The organism is Devosia sp. MDV22-iso42 (assembly GCF_058629155.1).
In genome coordinates this window covers 241,156-258,599 of the sequence record NZ_JBZVWR010000012.1, presented here as the reverse complement: position 1 = coordinate 258,599, position 17,444 = coordinate 241,156, and the positions used below count along the sequence as shown (strand labels likewise).

Genomic DNA, 17,444 nt, shown 5'->3' with positions numbered 1-17,444 from the left:
GGCGCCTTTTCTCTAGCCGGCGCGCACCACTTCGAGCTGCGGCAACCCCGCCACTTCAAAACCCCGGTCCCGCGCCATGATGCCCAGGCCCTCGCCGCCGCCATGCAGCTTGTACGGCGCCTCGGCAAAGCCCACCCCCGCCGCCAGCACGTCGCGGTGAATGAGCACAAAGCTCTCCCCCACCCCGTCCAGCGGCAGGACGGTGAACACCTTCTGCTCGGTGAGAAAAACCCGGTGCGCCGGGTCCCCCCGCAGGGCGCCTTCGGCCGCGCCATCTTTGTAGAGCACCTTGAAACTACCGCCATGCCGGTAGCGAAACACCCCCGCATCGGCATTGTGCCCCGCTGCATCCACGCAACTGGCCGCCACCACCGGCCGCCTTGCTTCGAGCATGCGGATCAACGCATCGGCCGGCACGTCGCGCACGCGCCCATCCACCACCAGCACATAGTCGGCGTCCTTCGGCCGCGCCGCCAGCAGGCCATTGAGCCCAGCCGCCCCCGCCGCCTCGGCATGGCGCGACAGACTCAGCTTGTCGGCCGGATAATCCAGCCCGGCCAGCGCCTGCGCCAGGGTGGGATCGATCTCCCCTGCGTCCAGCCGCACTGCCACATGCACCCTGGGATACTCGTTCAGCGGCGCCGGCGTCTGGTCGAGATAGGGCGTGATCGGATCCGGAATCGCCAGCGCCGCCAGTTCGGGATGCCGTCGCGCCCGCCACCACCACTTGATTACCGTCGGCACCTGCAGCACCTCGACCCATTGATTGGCCCGCATGTGCCAGGGCACCCAGGTGGTCATCCATTTATGCGACACCAGCCGCCCCACCGCACCCGCATCGAGCACCTGTCCCACTGACGTCAGCATTTCCCGTGCCCGGTCATCGCTGCGCGTCCGCCGCCCATTGGACAGCAGCGGCGACCACACCTCGGGCAGCAGCAGCACTGGCCGCTGGTCCACCGGCAGGCGCAGCACCATTGCCGTGATCATCGACGGCCCCGTGGCGTAGAAAGTCTCCTGCCCTACCAACCTGGGCAGCGCCGCAATCACCGCCTGCCACAGGGCATGGTTGGGCACCGAGCCCATAAAGGCATTGGTCAGCAGGAACGGCACGCCCTGATGGATGCGGTCGGGAAAGATGTGCTCGAGCGGCTCGATGCCGAGAAAGGCATCGTGCTCGAGCAGCGGCGTCATCGCCGCGAACGGCTCGACATCGAGATCGGCATAGATCCCGCCCATTTTGCCCAGCACCAGATAGCGGAAAGCGTCCGCCCGCTGGATCATCTTGGGATAGCTGTCATAGATGGCGAGGAAGTCGGGATAGGCCTCTGCCACGAATGCCCGCATGCTCTGGTCGGTCCACAGCCTGATGTCCCAGCCCGGATGCAGCTTCTGCCACTTGCCGTAATAGTCTGCCATTTCGCGCGGCAGCTCGGTGGTCTTCCAGGTGAAATGCAGGATGGGCGGGATCATGGACGCGCGGCTCGCTGGGACAATCTTACCCAGCGCTATCGCCCGCCGCGTCCCGCTTGTCCACCACCCGACTGTGTCAGGCCCACTTCTCCAGCACGGCCCCACCGGCCCCGCCTACCGGGTCGGTCACTGGCAGCGGCACCGCGGCAATGGCCTCGTCCGCAGCCGGCCGTTCGCCCGCCTCGCCGCGCAGCAGGTCCCAGTCCTGGCCCGGCGGATAGGCACCGACCACCAGGAAATCGTCGCTGGCCGACAGGCGCCGATGCGCCGTACCCGCCGGCAGAACCACCACATCGCCCGCGGTCACGGCAAATTCGCGTCCCGCCGGTCCGCCCAGCATCAGCCGGGCCGAGCCGCGCGCAATCCCCAGCGCCTCATGGGCTGTCGAATGATAGTGATGATAGTCATAGACGCCCGAGCGCCACTGGCTGGGCCAGCCATTGCCGTCAAACAGCTGTTCCATCGCCTCGGCTGAGGTCGCGTCCGGCGCGAGTGCCTGCCTGTAGATCACCACGGGTTGCCGGCTATTGGCAAAGCGCCCGTCATCGGTAAAAAATTCAAGCGACAAATGGGCCAGATTGCCGGACATGGATGCTCCTGTGGTTGCTCACGCAACGCGGCAGGCCACCGATCCGTTCAAATGCCGGCCGCTGGAGCCTGCCCCGGCGGCCGCTGTCAAAACCTAGACATTGCCCGAAAACGTGTCGCAATCGCCCGGATTGCCCGACACATAGCCGCGCTCGAACCAGGCCTTGCGCTGCGCCGAGGTGCCATGGTTGAACGTCTTGGGCACGGCAAAGCCCTGCATGCGCTTCTGCAGCGTATCGTCGCCGATCTGGTTGGCCGCGTTCAGCGCCTCTTCGATATCCCCGTCGTCGAGCAGGTCTTCCTGGCCGGCATAATTGGCCCACACCCCGGCATAGCAGTCGGCCTGCAGCTCGACCCGCACTGAATAGGCATTGGCCTCCTCTGCGCTCATGCTGGCGCGGCGCTGGTTGAAGTCGGGCAGCACGCCGGTAATGTTCTGGATATGGTGACCCACCTCATGGGCCAGCACATAGGCTTGGGCGAAATCGCCCGGCGCCCCGAACTGCTGGCGCAGCTCGTCGTAAAAGCTCAGGTCGATATAGACCTTGGCATCGCCCGGGCAGTAGAACGGCCCTGTCGCCGCATCGGCCAGGCCGCAGGCCGTATCGGTCTGCCCCGAAAACAGCACCACCGGTGGCTCGGGATAATCCTCGTTCTGCGCCGCGAAGACCTCGGTCCACATGTCCTCGGTTTCCTTGATCACCACGCCGACAAAGTCGACCAGCTCCTCTTCTTCGGCACTGGCCGGCACCTGGCTTGATGATCGGCTGGCGCTGCTGCTGGTCGTGCTGCTGCCCGTGCCCGTCAGCATGTCGATGGGGTTCTGTCCCGTCACCAGCCAGATCAGGCCCAGCACCACGACAATGCCGATCAGGCTGCCCATGCCGCCGCGACCACGGCCACCGCCGCCCGTGGGCATGCGAAAGCCCCCGCCGCTGCCGAATGGACTGCCGCCCATGCGGCTGCCGCCCTGGCTGCGCCGGTCTTCAATATTCGAGCTCTGCTCCCGACCGCGCCATTTCATGGTGTTCAATTCTCCGTGGATTGATGTTCCTAGCAACAAGGGCTGCCAAAGCAAACCGTTCCGCCCGCTTTGTCCTGCGGCACGATTTACCTGTCCATCCTCAACCGTCCGGTTCGGCGACCGCGCTGCGTCCTTGCCTGCCCGGTGTCACAAATTGACCAGCCGATCAAAATTCCCTAGCTTTCCCGACGTCGTCATTCGCGCGTCACGTCCTGACGGCATGAGCATGTCTGCGCCCCTCGGGCGCCACCGGCCGGACTGCGCTTCGGCAGTTTGGGAGCAAAGCGCCCCCGGACACCCCATTCATGCATTGCAGTTTCAGGGAGACGATCAATGAATTTCCTGCCCAAGATTTCGCGGCGCACTTTCCTCGCCGGTTCGGCCAGCCTCGGAGCCATGGCCGCCATGCACCCTTTCGCCGCCATGGCCCAGTCCAACCAGGCCCATCTGCGCATCCTCGAGACCACCGATCTGCATGTCGCGGTCTTTGCCTATGACTATTATGCCGATGCCCCCAATGACACGATGGGCCTGGCCCGTACGGCCGCGATCATCGAAGCGATCCGTGCCGAGGCCGGCAATTCCATGCTGATCGACAATGGTGACATCATCCAGGGCAATCCCATGGGTGACTACATGGCCTATGAAAAGGGCCTCGACGGCAATGTGCACCCCATCATCGCCGCGATGAACACGCTGGGCTATGACGCCGCCACCCTGGGCAATCACGAATTCAACTACGGCCTCGAATTCCTCGACCAGGCCCTGGCCGGTGCTGAATTCCCCTTCGTTTCCGCCAATCTGGTGCGCGGTGACCTCGCTGCCACGCCGCTCGACGACACCACCTATATCAAGCCCTATCTGATCGTCGAAAAGGAGCTGGTCGACGGTTCGGGCACGACCCGCACCATCAAGGTCGGCCTGATCGGCTTCCTGCCGCCCCAGATCATGACCTGGGACGCCACCCACCTGACCGGCAAGGTCAATACCCGCGACATCGTTGAAACCGCCCAGGCCTATGTGCCCCGCATGCGCGAAGAAGGCGCCGACATCATTGTCGCCCTGTCACATTCCGGCATTGCCGCGGACCAGACTTCCGGTGCCGAAAACGCCTCGCTGCAGCTGGCCGCTGTTGAGGGCGTGGACGTGGTCCTCACTGGCCACCAGCATCTCGTCTTCCCCGGCCCCGACTATGAAGACGTCGAGGGTGCGGACGTCACCGCCGGCACCCTCAACGGCAAGCCTGCCGTAATGGCCGGCTTCTGGGGCAGCCATATGGGCCTGATCGACCTGCTGCTCGAGCAGGATGCCGACGGCAAGTGGGCCATTGCCTCGCACACGTCCGAGGCCCGGCCCATCTCCGAGCGCGTCGAGGGCAAGGTTTCCCCGCTGGTCGAAGACGAGGCCGAGGTGATCGCTGCCGCCCAGACCGAGCATGATGAAACCCTCGACTATATCCGCCGCGCCGTCGGCGAAACCGCCGCGCCGCTCTACTCCTATTTTGCCCTGGTCGCCGATGATCCCTCCGTGCAGATCGTCAGCCAGGCCCAGACCTGGTACATCGCCCAGATGATGGCCGGCACCGAATGGGAAGGCCTGCCCATCCTCTCGGCTGCCGCTCCCTTCAAGGCCGGCGGCCGTGGCGGCCCGGAATACTATACCGACGTCCCGGTCGGTCCCGTCGCCATCAAGAACGTCGCCGATCTCTACCTCTATCCCAACACCATCCAGGCCGTGGTCATCACCGGCGCTGACGTGAAGAACTGGCTCGAACGCTCGGCCGGCATCTTCAACCAGATCGAAAAGGGCGCGGTCGATGCCGAGCTGATCAACCCGGACTTCCCCTCCTACAACTATGACGTCATCGACGGCGTCACCTACCAGATCGACCTCACCCAGCCGTCGAAATACTCGTCTGACGGCAAGGAAGTGCTCAACCCCGATGCCAACCGCATCATCGACCTCATGGTTGATGGCGCGCCGATCGATCCGGCGGCCAGATTCGTCGTGGCCACCAACAACTATCGCGCCGGTGGCGGCGGCACTTTCCCCGGCATCGATTCCAGCGTCATCGTCTTCAAGGGTCCCGACACCAATCGCGACCTAATCGTCCGCTACATCATCGAGCAGGGCACCATCGATCCCAAGGCCGACAGCAACTGGTCGCTGGCTCCCATTGGTGACACCACCGTGCTGTTTGCCACCGGACCCAAGGCGGCAGAGCACCTCGATGACGTGACGGCGATCAAGATCGAGGCCACGGGTGAAACCAATGCCGACGGTTTCGGCCTCTATCGCATCACGCTCTGATCACCCGGGGCGGCCACGGCCGCCCCGCTTTCTCTGGGGAGGGAATGAAAAATGCGTCTTGCCGCTACGGTGTTGCTGCTCACCGCTTCATGCGCGCCAACTTTGGCGCAGGAGCGCACCCAATATGTGCTGGCCATCAGCTGGCAGCCCGCCTTCTGCGAAACGCGGCCAGACCGCCCGGAATGCGAAAGCCAGACCCCGGAGCGCTTCGACGCCAGCAATTTTGCCCTGCACGGCCTCTGGCCGCAGCCGCGCTCGCGTGACTATTGCGGTGTCGATGCCGACACCGTGCGCACCGACGAGGAAGGCGACTGGCAGGACCTGCCGGCGCCTATCCTATCAGCCGATCTGACCCAGTCCCTGGCCGAGGCCATGCCCGGAACCCAGTCTGGTCTGGAACGCCATGAATGGGTCAAGCACGGCACCTGCTATGACGGCGATGCCCAAGCCTATTTCGCCGACTCCCTGGCCATGCTCGAGGCCATCAATGCCAGCGCCGTCGCCACGCTATTCGCCGGCGCGGTTGGCCAGTCTCTGACGCAGGCCGAGATCCGCGCCGCCTTCGATACATCATTCGGCCCGGGCGCCGGAGAGCGCGTACGGCTATCGTGCATCGAGGATGGCAATCGCCGCCTGATCAATGAACTGACCATCGGCCTCACCGGCGATATCGACGGTCCCGACAGTTTTGCTGACCGCCTGCTCGACGCCCGTCCCACCGACGGCGGCTGCACCGGCGGCATCGTCGATCCGGTAGGCCTGCAATAGCTACGAGGCCAGCGCTGCATCGAGCCGCTGGCGCAATTGCTGCAGGCCCTCGCGCATCGCCGCGCCCGCCGCGACATCCCCGCCCAGCGCCGTGCCCACCGCCAGCGGAATCGCCAGTGCCTGCGCCCGCAGCGCCCTGCCCGCCTCGGTCAACAGAATCCGCACCTGCCGCTCATCGACCCAGTCTCGCTCCCGCCGCACCAGGCCGCGCGCTTCCAGCCGCTTGACCAGCGGCGTGATCGTGCCGGAATCAAGGAACAATCTGTCTCCCAGCGCCTTGACCGTGAGATCATCTTTTTCCCAGAGCACCAGGAACACCAGGTACTGCGGATAGGTGAGGCCCAGGGCATCGAGGCGGGGCTTGTAGAACCGGGTAAAGGCATGCCCCGCCGCATAGACGGCAAAGCACAGCATGGAGTCCAGTTTGAGTTCGTCGCCTTGCGCCATCGTCTTCACCGCCACCGCGTGATCAGCCTATGGCTCAAGTCTATCGCAGATTTTTTTATTGCGTGCAATTGAATTGCGCGCTATTGAATGGACATTGAATGCCGACCAAGGAGTTCTGCCATGATAAAGTCCCCCATCTATACCGCCCACGCCCACACCACCGGCGGCCGTACCGGCACCAGCAAGACCGATGACGATCGTCTCTCGGTGACCCTCGACACCCCCAAGGCGATGGGCGGCAATGACGGTCCGGGTACCAATCCCGAGCAGCTGTTCGCCGTCGGCTATTCCGCGTGCTTCCTCGGCGCCATCAAGGCCGTTGCCCGCGGCGACAAGATCAAGGTGCCCGACGAGACCACCATCGACGCCAGCGTCTCCTTCGGCGAAAACGCCAATGAGGGCGCCGTCGGCTTCAACATCGCCGTCGAACTCAAGGTGACCATCCCCGGCATGGATCATGCTGCCGCTGTTGCCCTCGTTGAAAAGGCCCACACGGTCTGCCCCTATTCCAACGCCACCCGTGGCAATGTCGACGTCAAGCTGACCGTCGCTTAACCTTCGGTTAACCATGATCAAGCAGCCGCCCGGCATTGACCGGACGGCTGTAACCGCGGCCACAAAAAAAAGGCGCCCACCGAAGTGGACGCCCTTGTGGGTGCGGAGCGGTATTTACTGCCCGTCGGGCGTTACGTCGACGCTGACCGCTGGAATATCCACATCCAGGGTCCCGCCACCGCCGCCATTATTGTTGAAAAAGACCAGGTAACCGACCACCAGCAGCACGACCGCCAAGACGACGCCGATGATTACACCACCGGCGCCACCACCATTGCGGTCCACAACTACTGTCTCACGTTCTACGGGTGCCATTATGTCTTCTCCAAATCTGTGGGGGACACAACGGCCGACACGTCATCGGGTTCCAGCGATAGCCTGGATTGCCCGCCTTTCCGCAGCCGATCCCGGCGCGACAGGCGGGCGGCACCATGCAAACCGTGCTGCAAAGGCAAAACTTGCGCTCGCCCGTTTATCGCGCCGAAAGGCGGCCCGTCCTATGGTGGCCGCTCAAGGATTTGCGGAGCAGTTCATGACCATCCCTGCCCTCTCGATCACCGGCTTGAGCAAGCGCTTCGACCGCCCGGTGGTCAACGCCCTCGATCTGACTGTCCGCGCTGGCGAATTCTACGCCCTGCTCGGCCCCAATGGTGCTGGCAAGACCACCATCCTGCGCATGGTCGCGGGCCTCTTGCAGCCTGACTCGGGCGACATTTCTATCTTTGGCATCGATGCCCGCCGCCATCCCGTCGCCGCCAAGGCCATCACCGCCTGGGTCTCAGACGAGCCCATGGTCTACGACCGGCTGACGCCGCTGGAATATCTGCAATTCGTCGCCGGCCTCTGGCAGATCGACGCCACCACGGCCCAGGAAAAGGCCGACACCCTGATCGACTGGCTGGGTCTGCGCCCCCATGCCAATGAGCTGTGCGGCGCCTTCTCCAAGGGCATGCTGCAAAAGGTCGCCCTGGCCGGCGCCCTGGTGCACGACCCCAAGCTGATCATTCTGGACGAACCCCTTACCGGCCTTGACGCCGGTTCGGCCCGGCAGGTCAAGGATGTGCTGCTCGACAAGGTCCGGTCCGGCGTCACGGTCATCATGACGACCCATATCCTGGAGGTCGCCGAACGCATGGCCGAACGCATCGGGGTCATCGCCGATGGACGACTGGTTGCCGAGGGCACCCTGGCCGAGCTGCGCCAGCGCATGGGAAGGCAATCCAGCCTGGAGGATATCTTCCTCGACATCGTCGCCCAGGACGCAACGGCGGAAGGCGTCACCGCGGCATGACACTGGCTCCGGCATCGCTGGCCTGGTTTGCCCGCCACGAGCTGACCCTGGCCTGGCGGGAAACCCTGGCCATGCTGACGGGCGGGCGTCGGTCCCGCGGCATCGGCCTGGCGGTCTTTCTCGCCGTCGTCGTCGCCCTGCTGCATCTGCTGGCCTTCGGCCTCGTCGCGCCATGGGTCAAGGCCGGCGTCGTTGCCGACAAGGCCACCCTCGTCATGCTGACCGGCAGTGGCCTGCTGTTCTGGACGGTCATGCTCTCGCAGGCCCTGGAATCGATCACCCGCGTCTACTATGCCCGCTCGGACCTCGACCTGATCCTGTCGTCTCCGGCCTCTTCACGGCGTCTCTTCGCCATCCGTACCGCCTCGGTCGCCCTTGCCACCGCCGCTCTCTCCGCCGTTCTCGTCAGTCCGTTGATCAACATGCTGGCCGTGCTCGATGGACCCAACTGGTTGAGCGCCTATGGCCTTGTCCTGGCGCTTGGCGCGCTCGCCACCGCCCTGGCCCTCGCGGTCACCATTGGCCTGTTCCATTTCGTCGGCCCCAAGCGCACCCGTCTCATCGCCCAGATCGTCGCTGCCATTATCGGCGCCGGCTTTGTCATCGGCATTCAGGCCGCGGCCATCCTGCACTTCGGCAACATGTCGCGCTTCGCCCTGTTTCAGTCAGCCGAGATCATCGCCGCCGCGCCGGGCCTCGACAGTCCGGTCTGGCTGCCGGCTCGGGCCCTGCTCGGCGACGCCTCTGCCCTTGCCGTACTGATGACGATCGGCTTGGGTGCCTTGCTCGGCATGATCGCGCTCACCGCCTCCAGTTATGGGCATCATGCCATTTCCGCATCCGGGCTCAGCCACGTGCGCAGCCAGCGCCGGGCGCCGACCCGCAGTTTCCGGCCCGCCTCGCAACGTCAGGTGCTCCGGTCCAAGGAATGGCGCCTGCTGCAGCGCGATCCCTGGCTCATGTCGCAGACCCTGATGCAGCTGCTCTATCTGGTCCCGCCTGCTTTGCTGCTGTGGATGAACTTCGGCAGCAATGCCGGCGCCTATGTGGTCGTGGTGCCTGTATTGGTGATGGCTTCGGGCCAGCTGGCCGGCGGCCTGGCATGGCTGGCAATATCCGGCGAGGATGCGCATGATCTGGTCGCCACCGCGCCTATAACGGCCCGCACCGTGCTGGTCGCCAAGGTGCAAGCGGTGCTGACCGTCATCGCCGTCGTGCTGGCGCCTCTGTTGCTGCTTCTGGCTATCGCCTCGCCCTCGATGGCCATGGTCACCGCCTCCTGCGCCGCCCTGTCGGCCGGGTCGGCGACAGCCATCCAGCTCTGGTTTCGCGTCGTCGCCAGGCGGTCCATGTTCCGTCGCCGTCAGATCGCCTCCCGCGCGGCAACGCTGAGCGAGGCCTTTTCGTCGATCATGTGGGCCGGTGCGGGCGCCCTGCTGGCTATCGGCTCATGGCTTGCCCTGGCGCCCGCTTTCATTGCAGTTTTGGTGCTGGGAATCGCCTGGCTGATCAGCCCCAAGGCGCCCTGAAGCACCACATCGGACCCGCCATGACCCAGCCAATTTTCCGCGATGCCCGACCAGACGATATTGCGACGATTATCCGGCTCTGCCATGCCGGCGACGCCCGCGGTCCGGACACGCCGCCACTCGACCCTCAAACGCTGAACGATACCCGCTACCTGGCCGCCTTCGAGGCGATTGTGGCCGATCCCAATCAGCGCCTGATCGTGGCCGAACGTGCTGGCGAAGTCATCGGCACCCTGCAGATCAGCTTCATCCCGGGTCTGGTCAATTTCGGCATGACGCGCGGCATGCTGGAGAACGTCCACATCCGCGGCGACCAGCGTGGCACGGGCCATGGCGCCGCCATGGTGCAATGGGCCATCGAACGCTGCCGCGAAGCCGGTTGCAGCTATATCCAGCTGACCTCCAACAAGGTCCGCAAGGACGCTCACCGCTTCTACGCCCGGCTCGGCTTTGCCAATAGCCACGAAGGCTTCAAGCTGGCCCTCTAGCGCCTCAGGTCAGGTGAACGCGGCAATGCCCAGCAGCACCATGCCCACCAGGATCGCGATGCCGATGAGCATGATGGCAAAGACGATCTTGGCCAGGAATGCCGCGCCGGCGGCCAGCCCGGAAAAGCCCAGGGCGCCGGAAACTATGGCAATGATAACCAGCAGGATGAGGAGTTTGAGCATGGCGATTCTCCATTTGACGCTGCGGGCCTAACGCCCCATATCATCGGGTGTTCCACACCTGCCGCTATCCATTGCGCAGCACAGGAGACGCCCCATGGCCGACACTGGCACCAAAACCCGTCCGCAGACAACCATCAAGACCGCGCGCCCGCCGCTGCACAAGGTTATCCTGGTCAATGATGATTTTACGCCCCGCGCCTTTGTCGTGCGGCTGCTCAAGGCCGAGTTCCGGGTGCCCGAAGCCCAGGCCTCCGTTATCATGCTGACCGCCCATACCAAGGGCTCCTGCGTGGTCGCTGTCTTCACCAGGGAAATCGCCGAGGAAAAGGCCAACCGCGCCACCGAGATGGCGCGCAACGAAGGCTATCCGCTGCTCTTCACTACCGAGCCGGAACAGTAGCCGCTATAGCCCCATATCCGCCGGCACCGGCGGTGCTTCATTGAGCACGGTGATCTTGATGCGCTCATTGGCGGCCTGGTAGGGGTCGTTGGGGAAGAACGGATCGGCGGTCGACCGGCCGATCACCGAACTGATCCGGTCATCCGACAGCCCGAACTCGCCCAGCAGCGCGCGTACCACATTGGCCCGGTCGCTTGACAGTTCCCACGAACCGTAGCGCGGATTGCTATAGGCACCGCCGGCCGCCGTGTGGCCCGAAATGGTGATCTGGTTGGATAGCCTCTGCAGGATCGGCCCCAGTGCGGCGATGGCCTGCCGGGCATCCTCGGTCGGATACTTCGACCCCTCGGGGAACATCGCGCGCCCCGTCTGGTCGACGATCTGGATGTCGAGCCCCTCTTCGGTGACCTCGAGCAACAGGTTGTCCTGGATGCTGGTAATGTCGGGGAGTTCCTGCCATGCCTGCCGGATACTGGCGGCCGCACTGTGGAATTCGCGATCCTTGGCGGCCTTCAGCTCAGCATTGGCTGTACCATCCTGCGCCGCCTCTTCGCCCTTGACGCCGTCGCGTCCGCCGGCCTCCGAATTGGGTGCGCCGTGGCTCTGGCTTTCCGGCGTCATGGTGATGTCGCGCTTGCCCTCGACGGCAGAGCCCGCCATCTTGGCGCCCGTGACATCGAGCGCTTGCCCGCCCATCATGCCGCCGGATCCACTGGTCGACAGCGAGACATTGGATGGCGCAAAATAGTCGGCCAGGCCCTCTTTCTGCTCGGGCGTGGTCATGCTGATCAGCCACATCAGCAGGAAGAACGCCATCATCGCCGTCACGAAGTCGGCATAGGCAATCTTCCAGGCACCGCCATGGTGACCATGGGCGGCCTTCTTGACCTTCTTGATGATGATTGGCTGATCGTACCCGGCCATGATTCAGTGTTCTTTCAACGTCAGGTAGTGGCAGGCATGTTGGAAATGACTTCGTCGATCTCGTTGAAGCTGGGGCGATCTTCCGACAGCAGCGCTTTGCGGGCAAACTCGACCGCCATGACGGGAACCTGACCCGAAATGTGGGCCAGCAGACCTGCTTTCAACGACATGAAATACTTGGACTCGGCCTGGTACATATTGCCCAGCGACTGCGCCATAGGTCCGAAAAAGCCATAGGCCACGAAAACGCCAAAGAACGTACCCACCAGCGCGCCGCCGATCATGTGGCCCAACACTTCAGGCGGTTCGGCAATGGCGCCCATCGTCTTGATCACGCCCAGCACGGCGGCCACAATGCCCAGGGCCGGCGTACCGTCCGCGAGCGCCTGCACCGCGCCCACCAGACGATGCTGCTCCTGGTGATGCGTCTCCAATTCCTCGTCCATCAGCGCTTCCATTTCATGGACGTTGTTGGAACCCAGGGTCACCATGCGCAGATAGTCGCAAACGAACTCAACCGCGTGGTGATTTTTGGCGAAAGTTGGAAACCGCGCAAACAGCGTGGATTCATGCGGATTTTCGATATGTGGTTCCAAGGCCAGGATGCCCTTGGACTGGACCAGCTTGTACAGACTGAACTGCATGGCGAGCAGTTCGACATAGGCAGCCTTGTTGTACTTCGGCCCCTTCACCAGCGTTGCCATGGACCCCAGTGTGCCTTTGATGATCGGGCCGGTATTGCCGATGACGAAGGCGCCGATGGCAGCCCCAAGAATGATCACGTATTCCCACGGCTGCCAGAGCACTTCCAGGTGCCCGCCCATCGCCGCATATCCGCCAAAGACACAGGCGAAAACGATCAGAATGCCGACAATCAGCCGCATGGCACTAAACTCTCACCTTTGACTCGTCGACCGCCGCAACAGACTGCGCGCCAAACCGAGGGAGTGCCGGACCAGAATTGACGCATCCCGACACCCCGTTGGCCCCACTATCAGGGCTTTGCCTTAACAGCGGGTAACTCCGGACCGAGATCGAGTGCCGCAGGGCGCGCGCAATTGTCGCCAAATGCAATGCAATGCGCGATCCCCACCGCCTCCCTCGTTGCGAAAGCTGCTGTCAGGCAAACTTCATCATGCGTGGCTATTCACTTGCTTTGACCGGATTTTCAAAGACGGCCGCCAGCTCGTCCGACATCGGCAGCTGCAGGTTGATCCCATGGGGCTCGATCGGCATGGTGAACCACTTGTCGTATATTGGCCCGATCTCGCCCTTGGTGAAGATTTCCATCAGGGCCGCGTTGACGGCGTCCTTGAAGGCCACGTCATCGCGTCGCATCATCAGGCCGTAGGGCTCTGCCGCACCCACTGTGTCCAGCGACAGCTGATAGAGCTCGGGTTGCTCCGCATTGGCCACCAGATTGGACAGCAAGATGCCATCCATGACAAAGGCCGAGACCCGGCCGGTGGCCATCAGGGCAAACCCGGTCTCGTGGTCCGGCGTCGGCATGACTGCAATGTTGAGGCCCTGCTCCCGGCTGGTGGCATTGAGTTTGCCGATGACAGTCGTGCCCGAGGTTGAGGCCACGGTCCTGCCCTTGAGGTCCGCCACCACCCGCGGCCCGCCGGCCCTGAGTGTGGCAAAACGCACCGCCGTCACGAAATGGGGATAGCTGAACGCCACGCTTTTGCGCCGCTCCGCATTATTGGTGCTGGCAACGCATTCGATATCCATCTCGCCATCTTGCAGCAGCGCCACCCGGTCGCTCGGCGTGCGGCGCACATAGGCGATCTCGAGCTCTTCCAGACCCATCTGCACCTGCAGCAATTGGGCGATGCGTTCACAAAGATCGATGGAATAGCCGATTGCCTTGCCGTCGGCCCGCAAATAGGAAAACGGCGCCGCATCGGGGCTGTAGCCGATGCGCAATGTGCCGGTTTCAGCAATGCGGGCCAAAGTGGATTCCGGCGCCTGGGCGCGGGCCCAGACAGCACCTGCCACCAGCAGACTGGCAGCCACGATAGTTCTCATCCAGGATCTGGTCATTATTCCAGGTACTCCACCGGATCACTGAAGGCCTCTGCCATGTCGGCTGACATGGGCAGGTTGAGATTGATGCCGCTCGGCGGAATGGGTGAGGTAAACCACTTCGCATACAGCACATCGATATCGCCGCTGCGATAGACGGCCCGCAGGGTTTCGTTGACCAGGACCTTGAAGGCGTCATCATCCCGTCTGAGCAACAGTCCATAAGGCTCGGACCGGCTGAGGGTGTAGCTGGACAGGGCATATAGCGTCGGATCAGGCATTTCGGCGATCTTGGCCGCCAGCAGAATGCCGTCCGTGACAAAGGCGGAAACCCTGCCGGCGACGACCATATCGAAGGCCTCGGCAGTACTCTTGGTCGGGAGAACCGCAATATTGAGGTTCTGCTCCCGGTTGAGGGCATTCAACTGTTCGATATTGACGGTGCCCGAGGCCGCCGCAACGGTGTGGCCCGCAAGATCCTGCAGTCTCTCGATACTCTCCGCCCGACGCGACATCACATGCGTGGCGGTCAGAAAATGCGGCAACGAGAAATCCACCATCTCCCGACGCTCTGCATTATTGGTGGTGGCCGCGCATTCAAGATCAATGGCACCTGTCTTTACAAGGATGAACCGGGTCGCCGGCGTGGCCACGACATAGGTAACGACAATGTCGGCGCGGCCCAGTTCTGTGCGGATGCGGTCAACCACGCGCTGACACAGATCGATCGAAAAGCCGATGACGCTGCCATCGGCATCCTCGAACGAGAATGGCGGCTCGCCCTGGCGATAGCCAATGGCGATGCCACCGGTCTCGGCAATCTTGGCCAATGTGCCGGTCAATGCCGTCGATTCTGCCGCCACCGGCACGGTCATGGCCACTGCCAGCGCCAGCACCAACGCCTGAGCAAGCTGTCTCATCCTCTACCTCCAACAGTGTGGTCGACGTCCCCAACCCGCCCGTACTGCACCGGATAGATCCGCATGATCATACCGCGCCTCGGGATCGCTTCGCCTTCAAGCCGCGCGCCCCGGTGGACACGTCGTCCAGCACCAGCTCTGCCACCGGCAAGGGCCGCGAGAAGTAGAAGCCCTGCACATTGGTGCAGCCGGCCGCCTGCAGGATCGACAGCTGCTCCTGGGTCTCCACGCCCTCTGCCGTGACATCCATGTCCAGCCCGCGCGCCAGTCCGGTGATCGCCGCAACAATGGCGCGGCAGTTCTGCTGGCTGGTCAGGTTGGCCACGAAGCTGCGGTCGATCTTGATCTTGCTGAATGGCAGGCTGACCAGGTTGCTCAGCGACGCATAGCCGGTGCCAAAGTCGTCGAGCACGATGCCAACGCCGCTGGCCTGCAGCGCGCATAGCATGTCGATACTCTCAGCCCCCGCCAGGACCACGGTTTCCGTCACTTCCAGTTCGAGCCGGCCGGCCGGCAGACCTGACGCCTGCAGGGCCCGGGCAATGGCGTCGGCCAGTCCGGCCTTCTGGATCTGCACCGGCGAGAGATTGACCGCCAGACGATAGTGATCGGGCCAGCCGGCAGCGTCGCGGCAGGCGCGGTCCAGGATCCACTGTCCCAGCGGCACGATCATGCCGGTTTCTTCGGCCAGCGGAATGAACTGGTCGGGTGGAACCAGGCCGCGCTGCGGGTGCCGCCAGCGTACCAGCGCCTCAAAGCCGCAGGTTGTCATCGTCGCCAGGCTGACAATGGGTTGATAGTGCACTTCGAACTCGTCTCGCTGCAGCGCCAGACGCAGATCGAGCTCAAGCGCGTGCTGGTCCTGCACGGCCATGTCCATGCCGTTCTGGAAGAAGCTGAACAGCCCCCGACCGGACGCCTTTGAACGATAGAGCGCCAGGTCAGCCTTTTTCAGCAGTTCGCTGGCGGCGTCACCATGCAGCGGCGCACAGGCAATACCGATACTGGTCCCCACCACCAGTTCCTGGCCATCCAGGGCGATGCCCGACGCCACAGCGTCCAGCAGCCTGGTCGCCAGCGTGCGGGCCTCCACCGCCGGATTGCGTTCGACCTGCTGGATAATGGCAAATTCATCGCCACCCAACCGCGCCACCAGATCTCCCGGCGCCAGCACCGCCACCAGGCGGTCGGCGATGGCCACCAGCAGATTGTCGCCGCTGGCATGTCCCATCGTATCGTTGATGGACTTGAAGCGATCCAGATCCAGCATCAGCACATTGAAAAGCCGGCCAGCGTCCAACCCTCTTGCCGCCTCTTCCAGCGTGCTCATCAGCAGGGCTCGGTTCGGCAGGCCCGTCAGCGGATCGTGGTGCGCCATATGCGCCAGATCGACCGCCATGTCCCGGATGTCGCGCAGATGGCCGCGCTCGACCATGGCTTCGCGCAGGGTTTCGATCGCCCCGGCCAGCTCGCCGATCTCATCGGTGCGATGCTGGAAAGGCGTGACCATCTCGGTCTTCTCGCTGGCAATGCGCAGGGTCGCGCCGATCAGCGCCGGCACCGGCAGGAACAGGCGACGGGCCACGAGCACACCGACGGTGCTGGTCAGGCCCAGCACCAGCACCAGCACGATCAGGGAATTGCGCACCAGGTCGCTCTGGGCCCGCATGAGGTCGGGCTCGCGGCCAATGCTGGTCACCACGGCGCCCAGCACCGTCCCATCCGGCCTGACGATTGGCAGCAGGCCGACATAATGCCACTCGCCCTGCAGATAGGTCAGCCCGGTCGCGAACAGACCCTGCTTTCCTTCACGGCTGAACAAGGGGGCATTGTCGGCCAGCAAAGCCGGCTGTTCCGGGCCACCCAGCATCGTCGTCGCGATACTGTCGAACGTGCCGCCGGCTGGATCGAAACCAAAAATCCAGGCCTCGTTCTTGGTCTGGGCGCCAATCATCGCCAGCACGTCGCCCGGATTGAACCCGGTATAGAGCACCGAAGCATCATCGCCGACCGGTCGCTCCGTCACGATGCGGTTGACCTGCCCATTGGAGTCGGAATCGACGGCAATATAGGTATAGATATTGCGCAAGGCCGCGCTGGCGATCTGCGTATTGGTCCTGGCTTGTGCCCGCCAGCTTTCCTGCGCCGCGCTGGTGAACATGTGCCAGCCGACCAGTGCGCCCAGTACATAGGCGAAGAACACCCCGACCAGCAGAATGGTGATGATCTTGCCCAGCAGTGAATTCCACCACCGGCGCGCCAGTCGTGGCGATCCATCGCCCGTCCCCACCGGGTGATCGGTCGCTTTGGCAGCCACGGCATTGCCAAAATCTGGCGTCTGGGTCATCCAGTGAACATTTTCCGTCCCATCGGCGACCGGAGGCCGCACGATATTGTGCATTGCCCGCACTATCGGCGGAAATGGCTTACGATCCCTTGAGCCCAAGCGCTGAACGTCACCATGATGAATGGTGCGCTAATGTACCGGGCCCCGGCCTGCTGCAGAATTTGGCCCC

The 17,444-nt window shown here is 63.6% G+C and carries 18 protein-coding genes; 7 read left to right on the top strand and 11 right to left on the bottom strand.

From position 1 onward, the window contains the following. Positions 1-12 precede the first annotated feature (12 nt). From AC4NN3_RS16135 to ypfJ, 3 genes are all read right to left on the bottom strand, one after another. A complete protein-coding gene (locus AC4NN3_RS16135) occupies positions 13-1,473 on the bottom strand; it encodes a glycosyltransferase family 32 protein (RefSeq protein WP_491928107.1) in 1,461 nt (486 codons plus the stop codon). Between the two features lie 76 nt (positions 1,474-1,549). Next, a complete protein-coding gene (locus tag AC4NN3_RS16130; RefSeq protein ID WP_491928106.1) occupies positions 1,550-2,062 on the bottom strand; it encodes a hypothetical protein in 513 nt (170 codons plus the stop codon). Positions 2,063-2,155: 93 nt separating this feature from the next. After that, positions 2,156-3,085 (bottom strand): KPN_02809 family neutral zinc metallopeptidase, encoded by a 930-nt coding sequence (gene ypfJ / locus AC4NN3_RS16125; RefSeq protein WP_491928105.1) that lies wholly within the window; start codon positions 3,083-3,085, stop codon positions 2,156-2,158. Positions 3,086-3,418: 333 nt separating this feature from the next. Here ypfJ and AC4NN3_RS16120 point away from each other — a divergent pair, with 333 nt between their 5' ends. After that, positions 3,419-5,395, top strand: coding sequence for a bifunctional 2',3'-cyclic-nucleotide 2'-phosphodiesterase/3'-nucleotidase (locus AC4NN3_RS16120; RefSeq protein ID WP_491928104.1), 1,977 nt, complete (start codon positions 3,419-3,421; stop codon positions 5,393-5,395). Positions 5,396-5,446: 51 nt separating this feature from the next. Beyond that, entirely contained in the window at positions 5,447-6,163 is a 717-nt protein-coding gene (locus tag AC4NN3_RS16115) for a ribonuclease T2 family protein (protein WP_491928103.1), read from the top strand. Here AC4NN3_RS16115 and AC4NN3_RS16110 read toward each other — a convergent pair whose 3' ends face one another. After that, complete coding sequence (locus AC4NN3_RS16110) at positions 6,164-6,610, bottom strand: MarR family winged helix-turn-helix transcriptional regulator (protein WP_491928102.1); 447 nt, start codon at positions 6,608-6,610, stop codon at positions 6,164-6,166. Between the two features lie 120 nt (positions 6,611-6,730). On the opposite strand from AC4NN3_RS16110, the gene AC4NN3_RS16105 reads away from it, so the two are divergent. Next, positions 6,731-7,165 (top strand): organic hydroperoxide resistance protein, encoded by a 435-nt coding sequence (locus AC4NN3_RS16105; RefSeq protein ID WP_491928101.1) that lies wholly within the window; start codon positions 6,731-6,733, stop codon positions 7,163-7,165. A 114-nt stretch (positions 7,166-7,279) separates the two neighbouring features. Here the strand turns inward: AC4NN3_RS16105 and AC4NN3_RS16100 are convergent, their stop codons facing one another. Then, positions 7,280-7,480: a hypothetical protein gene (locus AC4NN3_RS16100; RefSeq protein WP_491928100.1), complete on the bottom strand. Its 201-nt coding sequence runs from the start codon at positions 7,478-7,480 to the stop codon at positions 7,280-7,282. Between the two features lie 184 nt (positions 7,481-7,664). Between AC4NN3_RS16100 and AC4NN3_RS16095 the strand changes: the two genes are divergently transcribed. The 3 genes from AC4NN3_RS16095 to AC4NN3_RS16085 are packed head-to-tail and all read left to right on the top strand — an operon-like array spanning position 7,665 to position 10,473. Further along, the gene (locus tag AC4NN3_RS16095; RefSeq protein ID WP_491928099.1) at positions 7,665-8,456 is read left to right on the top strand and encodes an ABC transporter ATP-binding protein; all 792 of its coding nucleotides are present in this window, start codon (positions 7,665-7,667) and stop codon (positions 8,454-8,456) included. Further along, positions 8,453-9,985 carry a permease gene (locus tag AC4NN3_RS16090; RefSeq protein WP_491928098.1) on the top strand — a complete coding sequence of 511 codons (1,533 nt, stop codon included), beginning with the start codon at positions 8,453-8,455 and terminating at the stop codon, positions 9,983-9,985. Before AC4NN3_RS16095 ends, AC4NN3_RS16090 begins: the two co-directional genes overlap by 4 nt. Positions 9,986-10,005: 20 nt before the next feature. Beyond that, positions 10,006-10,473, top strand: coding sequence for a GNAT family N-acetyltransferase (locus AC4NN3_RS16085; RefSeq protein WP_491928097.1), 468 nt, complete (start codon positions 10,006-10,008; stop codon positions 10,471-10,473). 9 nt (positions 10,474-10,482) lie between these two features. Here AC4NN3_RS16085 and AC4NN3_RS16080 read toward each other — a convergent pair whose 3' ends face one another. Further along, on the bottom strand, positions 10,483-10,656 hold the full coding sequence (locus AC4NN3_RS16080; RefSeq protein ID WP_491928096.1) for a DUF1328 domain-containing protein: 174 nt from the start codon (positions 10,654-10,656) through the stop codon (positions 10,483-10,485). A gap of 94 nt (positions 10,657-10,750) precedes the next feature. Here AC4NN3_RS16080 and clpS point away from each other — a divergent pair, with 94 nt between their 5' ends. Beyond that, a complete protein-coding gene (gene clpS, locus AC4NN3_RS16075; protein ID WP_491928095.1) occupies positions 10,751-11,056 on the top strand; it encodes an ATP-dependent Clp protease adapter ClpS in 306 nt (101 codons plus the stop codon). Between the two features lie 3 nt (positions 11,057-11,059). On the opposite strand, the gene AC4NN3_RS16070 is transcribed toward clpS, so the two are convergent. The 5 genes from AC4NN3_RS16070 to AC4NN3_RS16050 form a co-directional block, all read right to left on the bottom strand. Continuing rightward, a complete protein-coding gene (locus tag AC4NN3_RS16070) occupies positions 11,060-11,980 on the bottom strand; it encodes a flagellar motor protein MotB (RefSeq protein WP_491928094.1) in 921 nt (306 codons plus the stop codon). 20 nt (positions 11,981-12,000) lie between these two features. After that, on the bottom strand, positions 12,001-12,864 hold the full coding sequence (motA, locus tag AC4NN3_RS16065; RefSeq protein WP_491928093.1) for a flagellar motor stator protein MotA: 864 nt from the start codon (positions 12,862-12,864) through the stop codon (positions 12,001-12,003). Between the two features lie 259 nt (positions 12,865-13,123). Next, positions 13,124-13,999, bottom strand: coding sequence for an amino acid ABC transporter substrate-binding protein (locus tag AC4NN3_RS16060; RefSeq protein ID WP_491928092.1), 876 nt, complete (start codon positions 13,997-13,999; stop codon positions 13,124-13,126). Positions 14,000-14,025: 26 nt separating this feature from the next. Further along, entirely contained in the window at positions 14,026-14,928 is a 903-nt protein-coding gene (locus tag AC4NN3_RS16055) for an amino acid ABC transporter substrate-binding protein (protein ID WP_491928091.1), read from the bottom strand. 67 nt (positions 14,929-14,995) lie between these two features. Beyond that, positions 14,996-17,275, bottom strand: coding sequence for a putative bifunctional diguanylate cyclase/phosphodiesterase (locus AC4NN3_RS16050; RefSeq protein WP_491928090.1), 2,280 nt, complete (start codon positions 17,273-17,275; stop codon positions 14,996-14,998). Between the last annotated feature and the right edge of the window lie 169 nt (positions 17,276-17,444).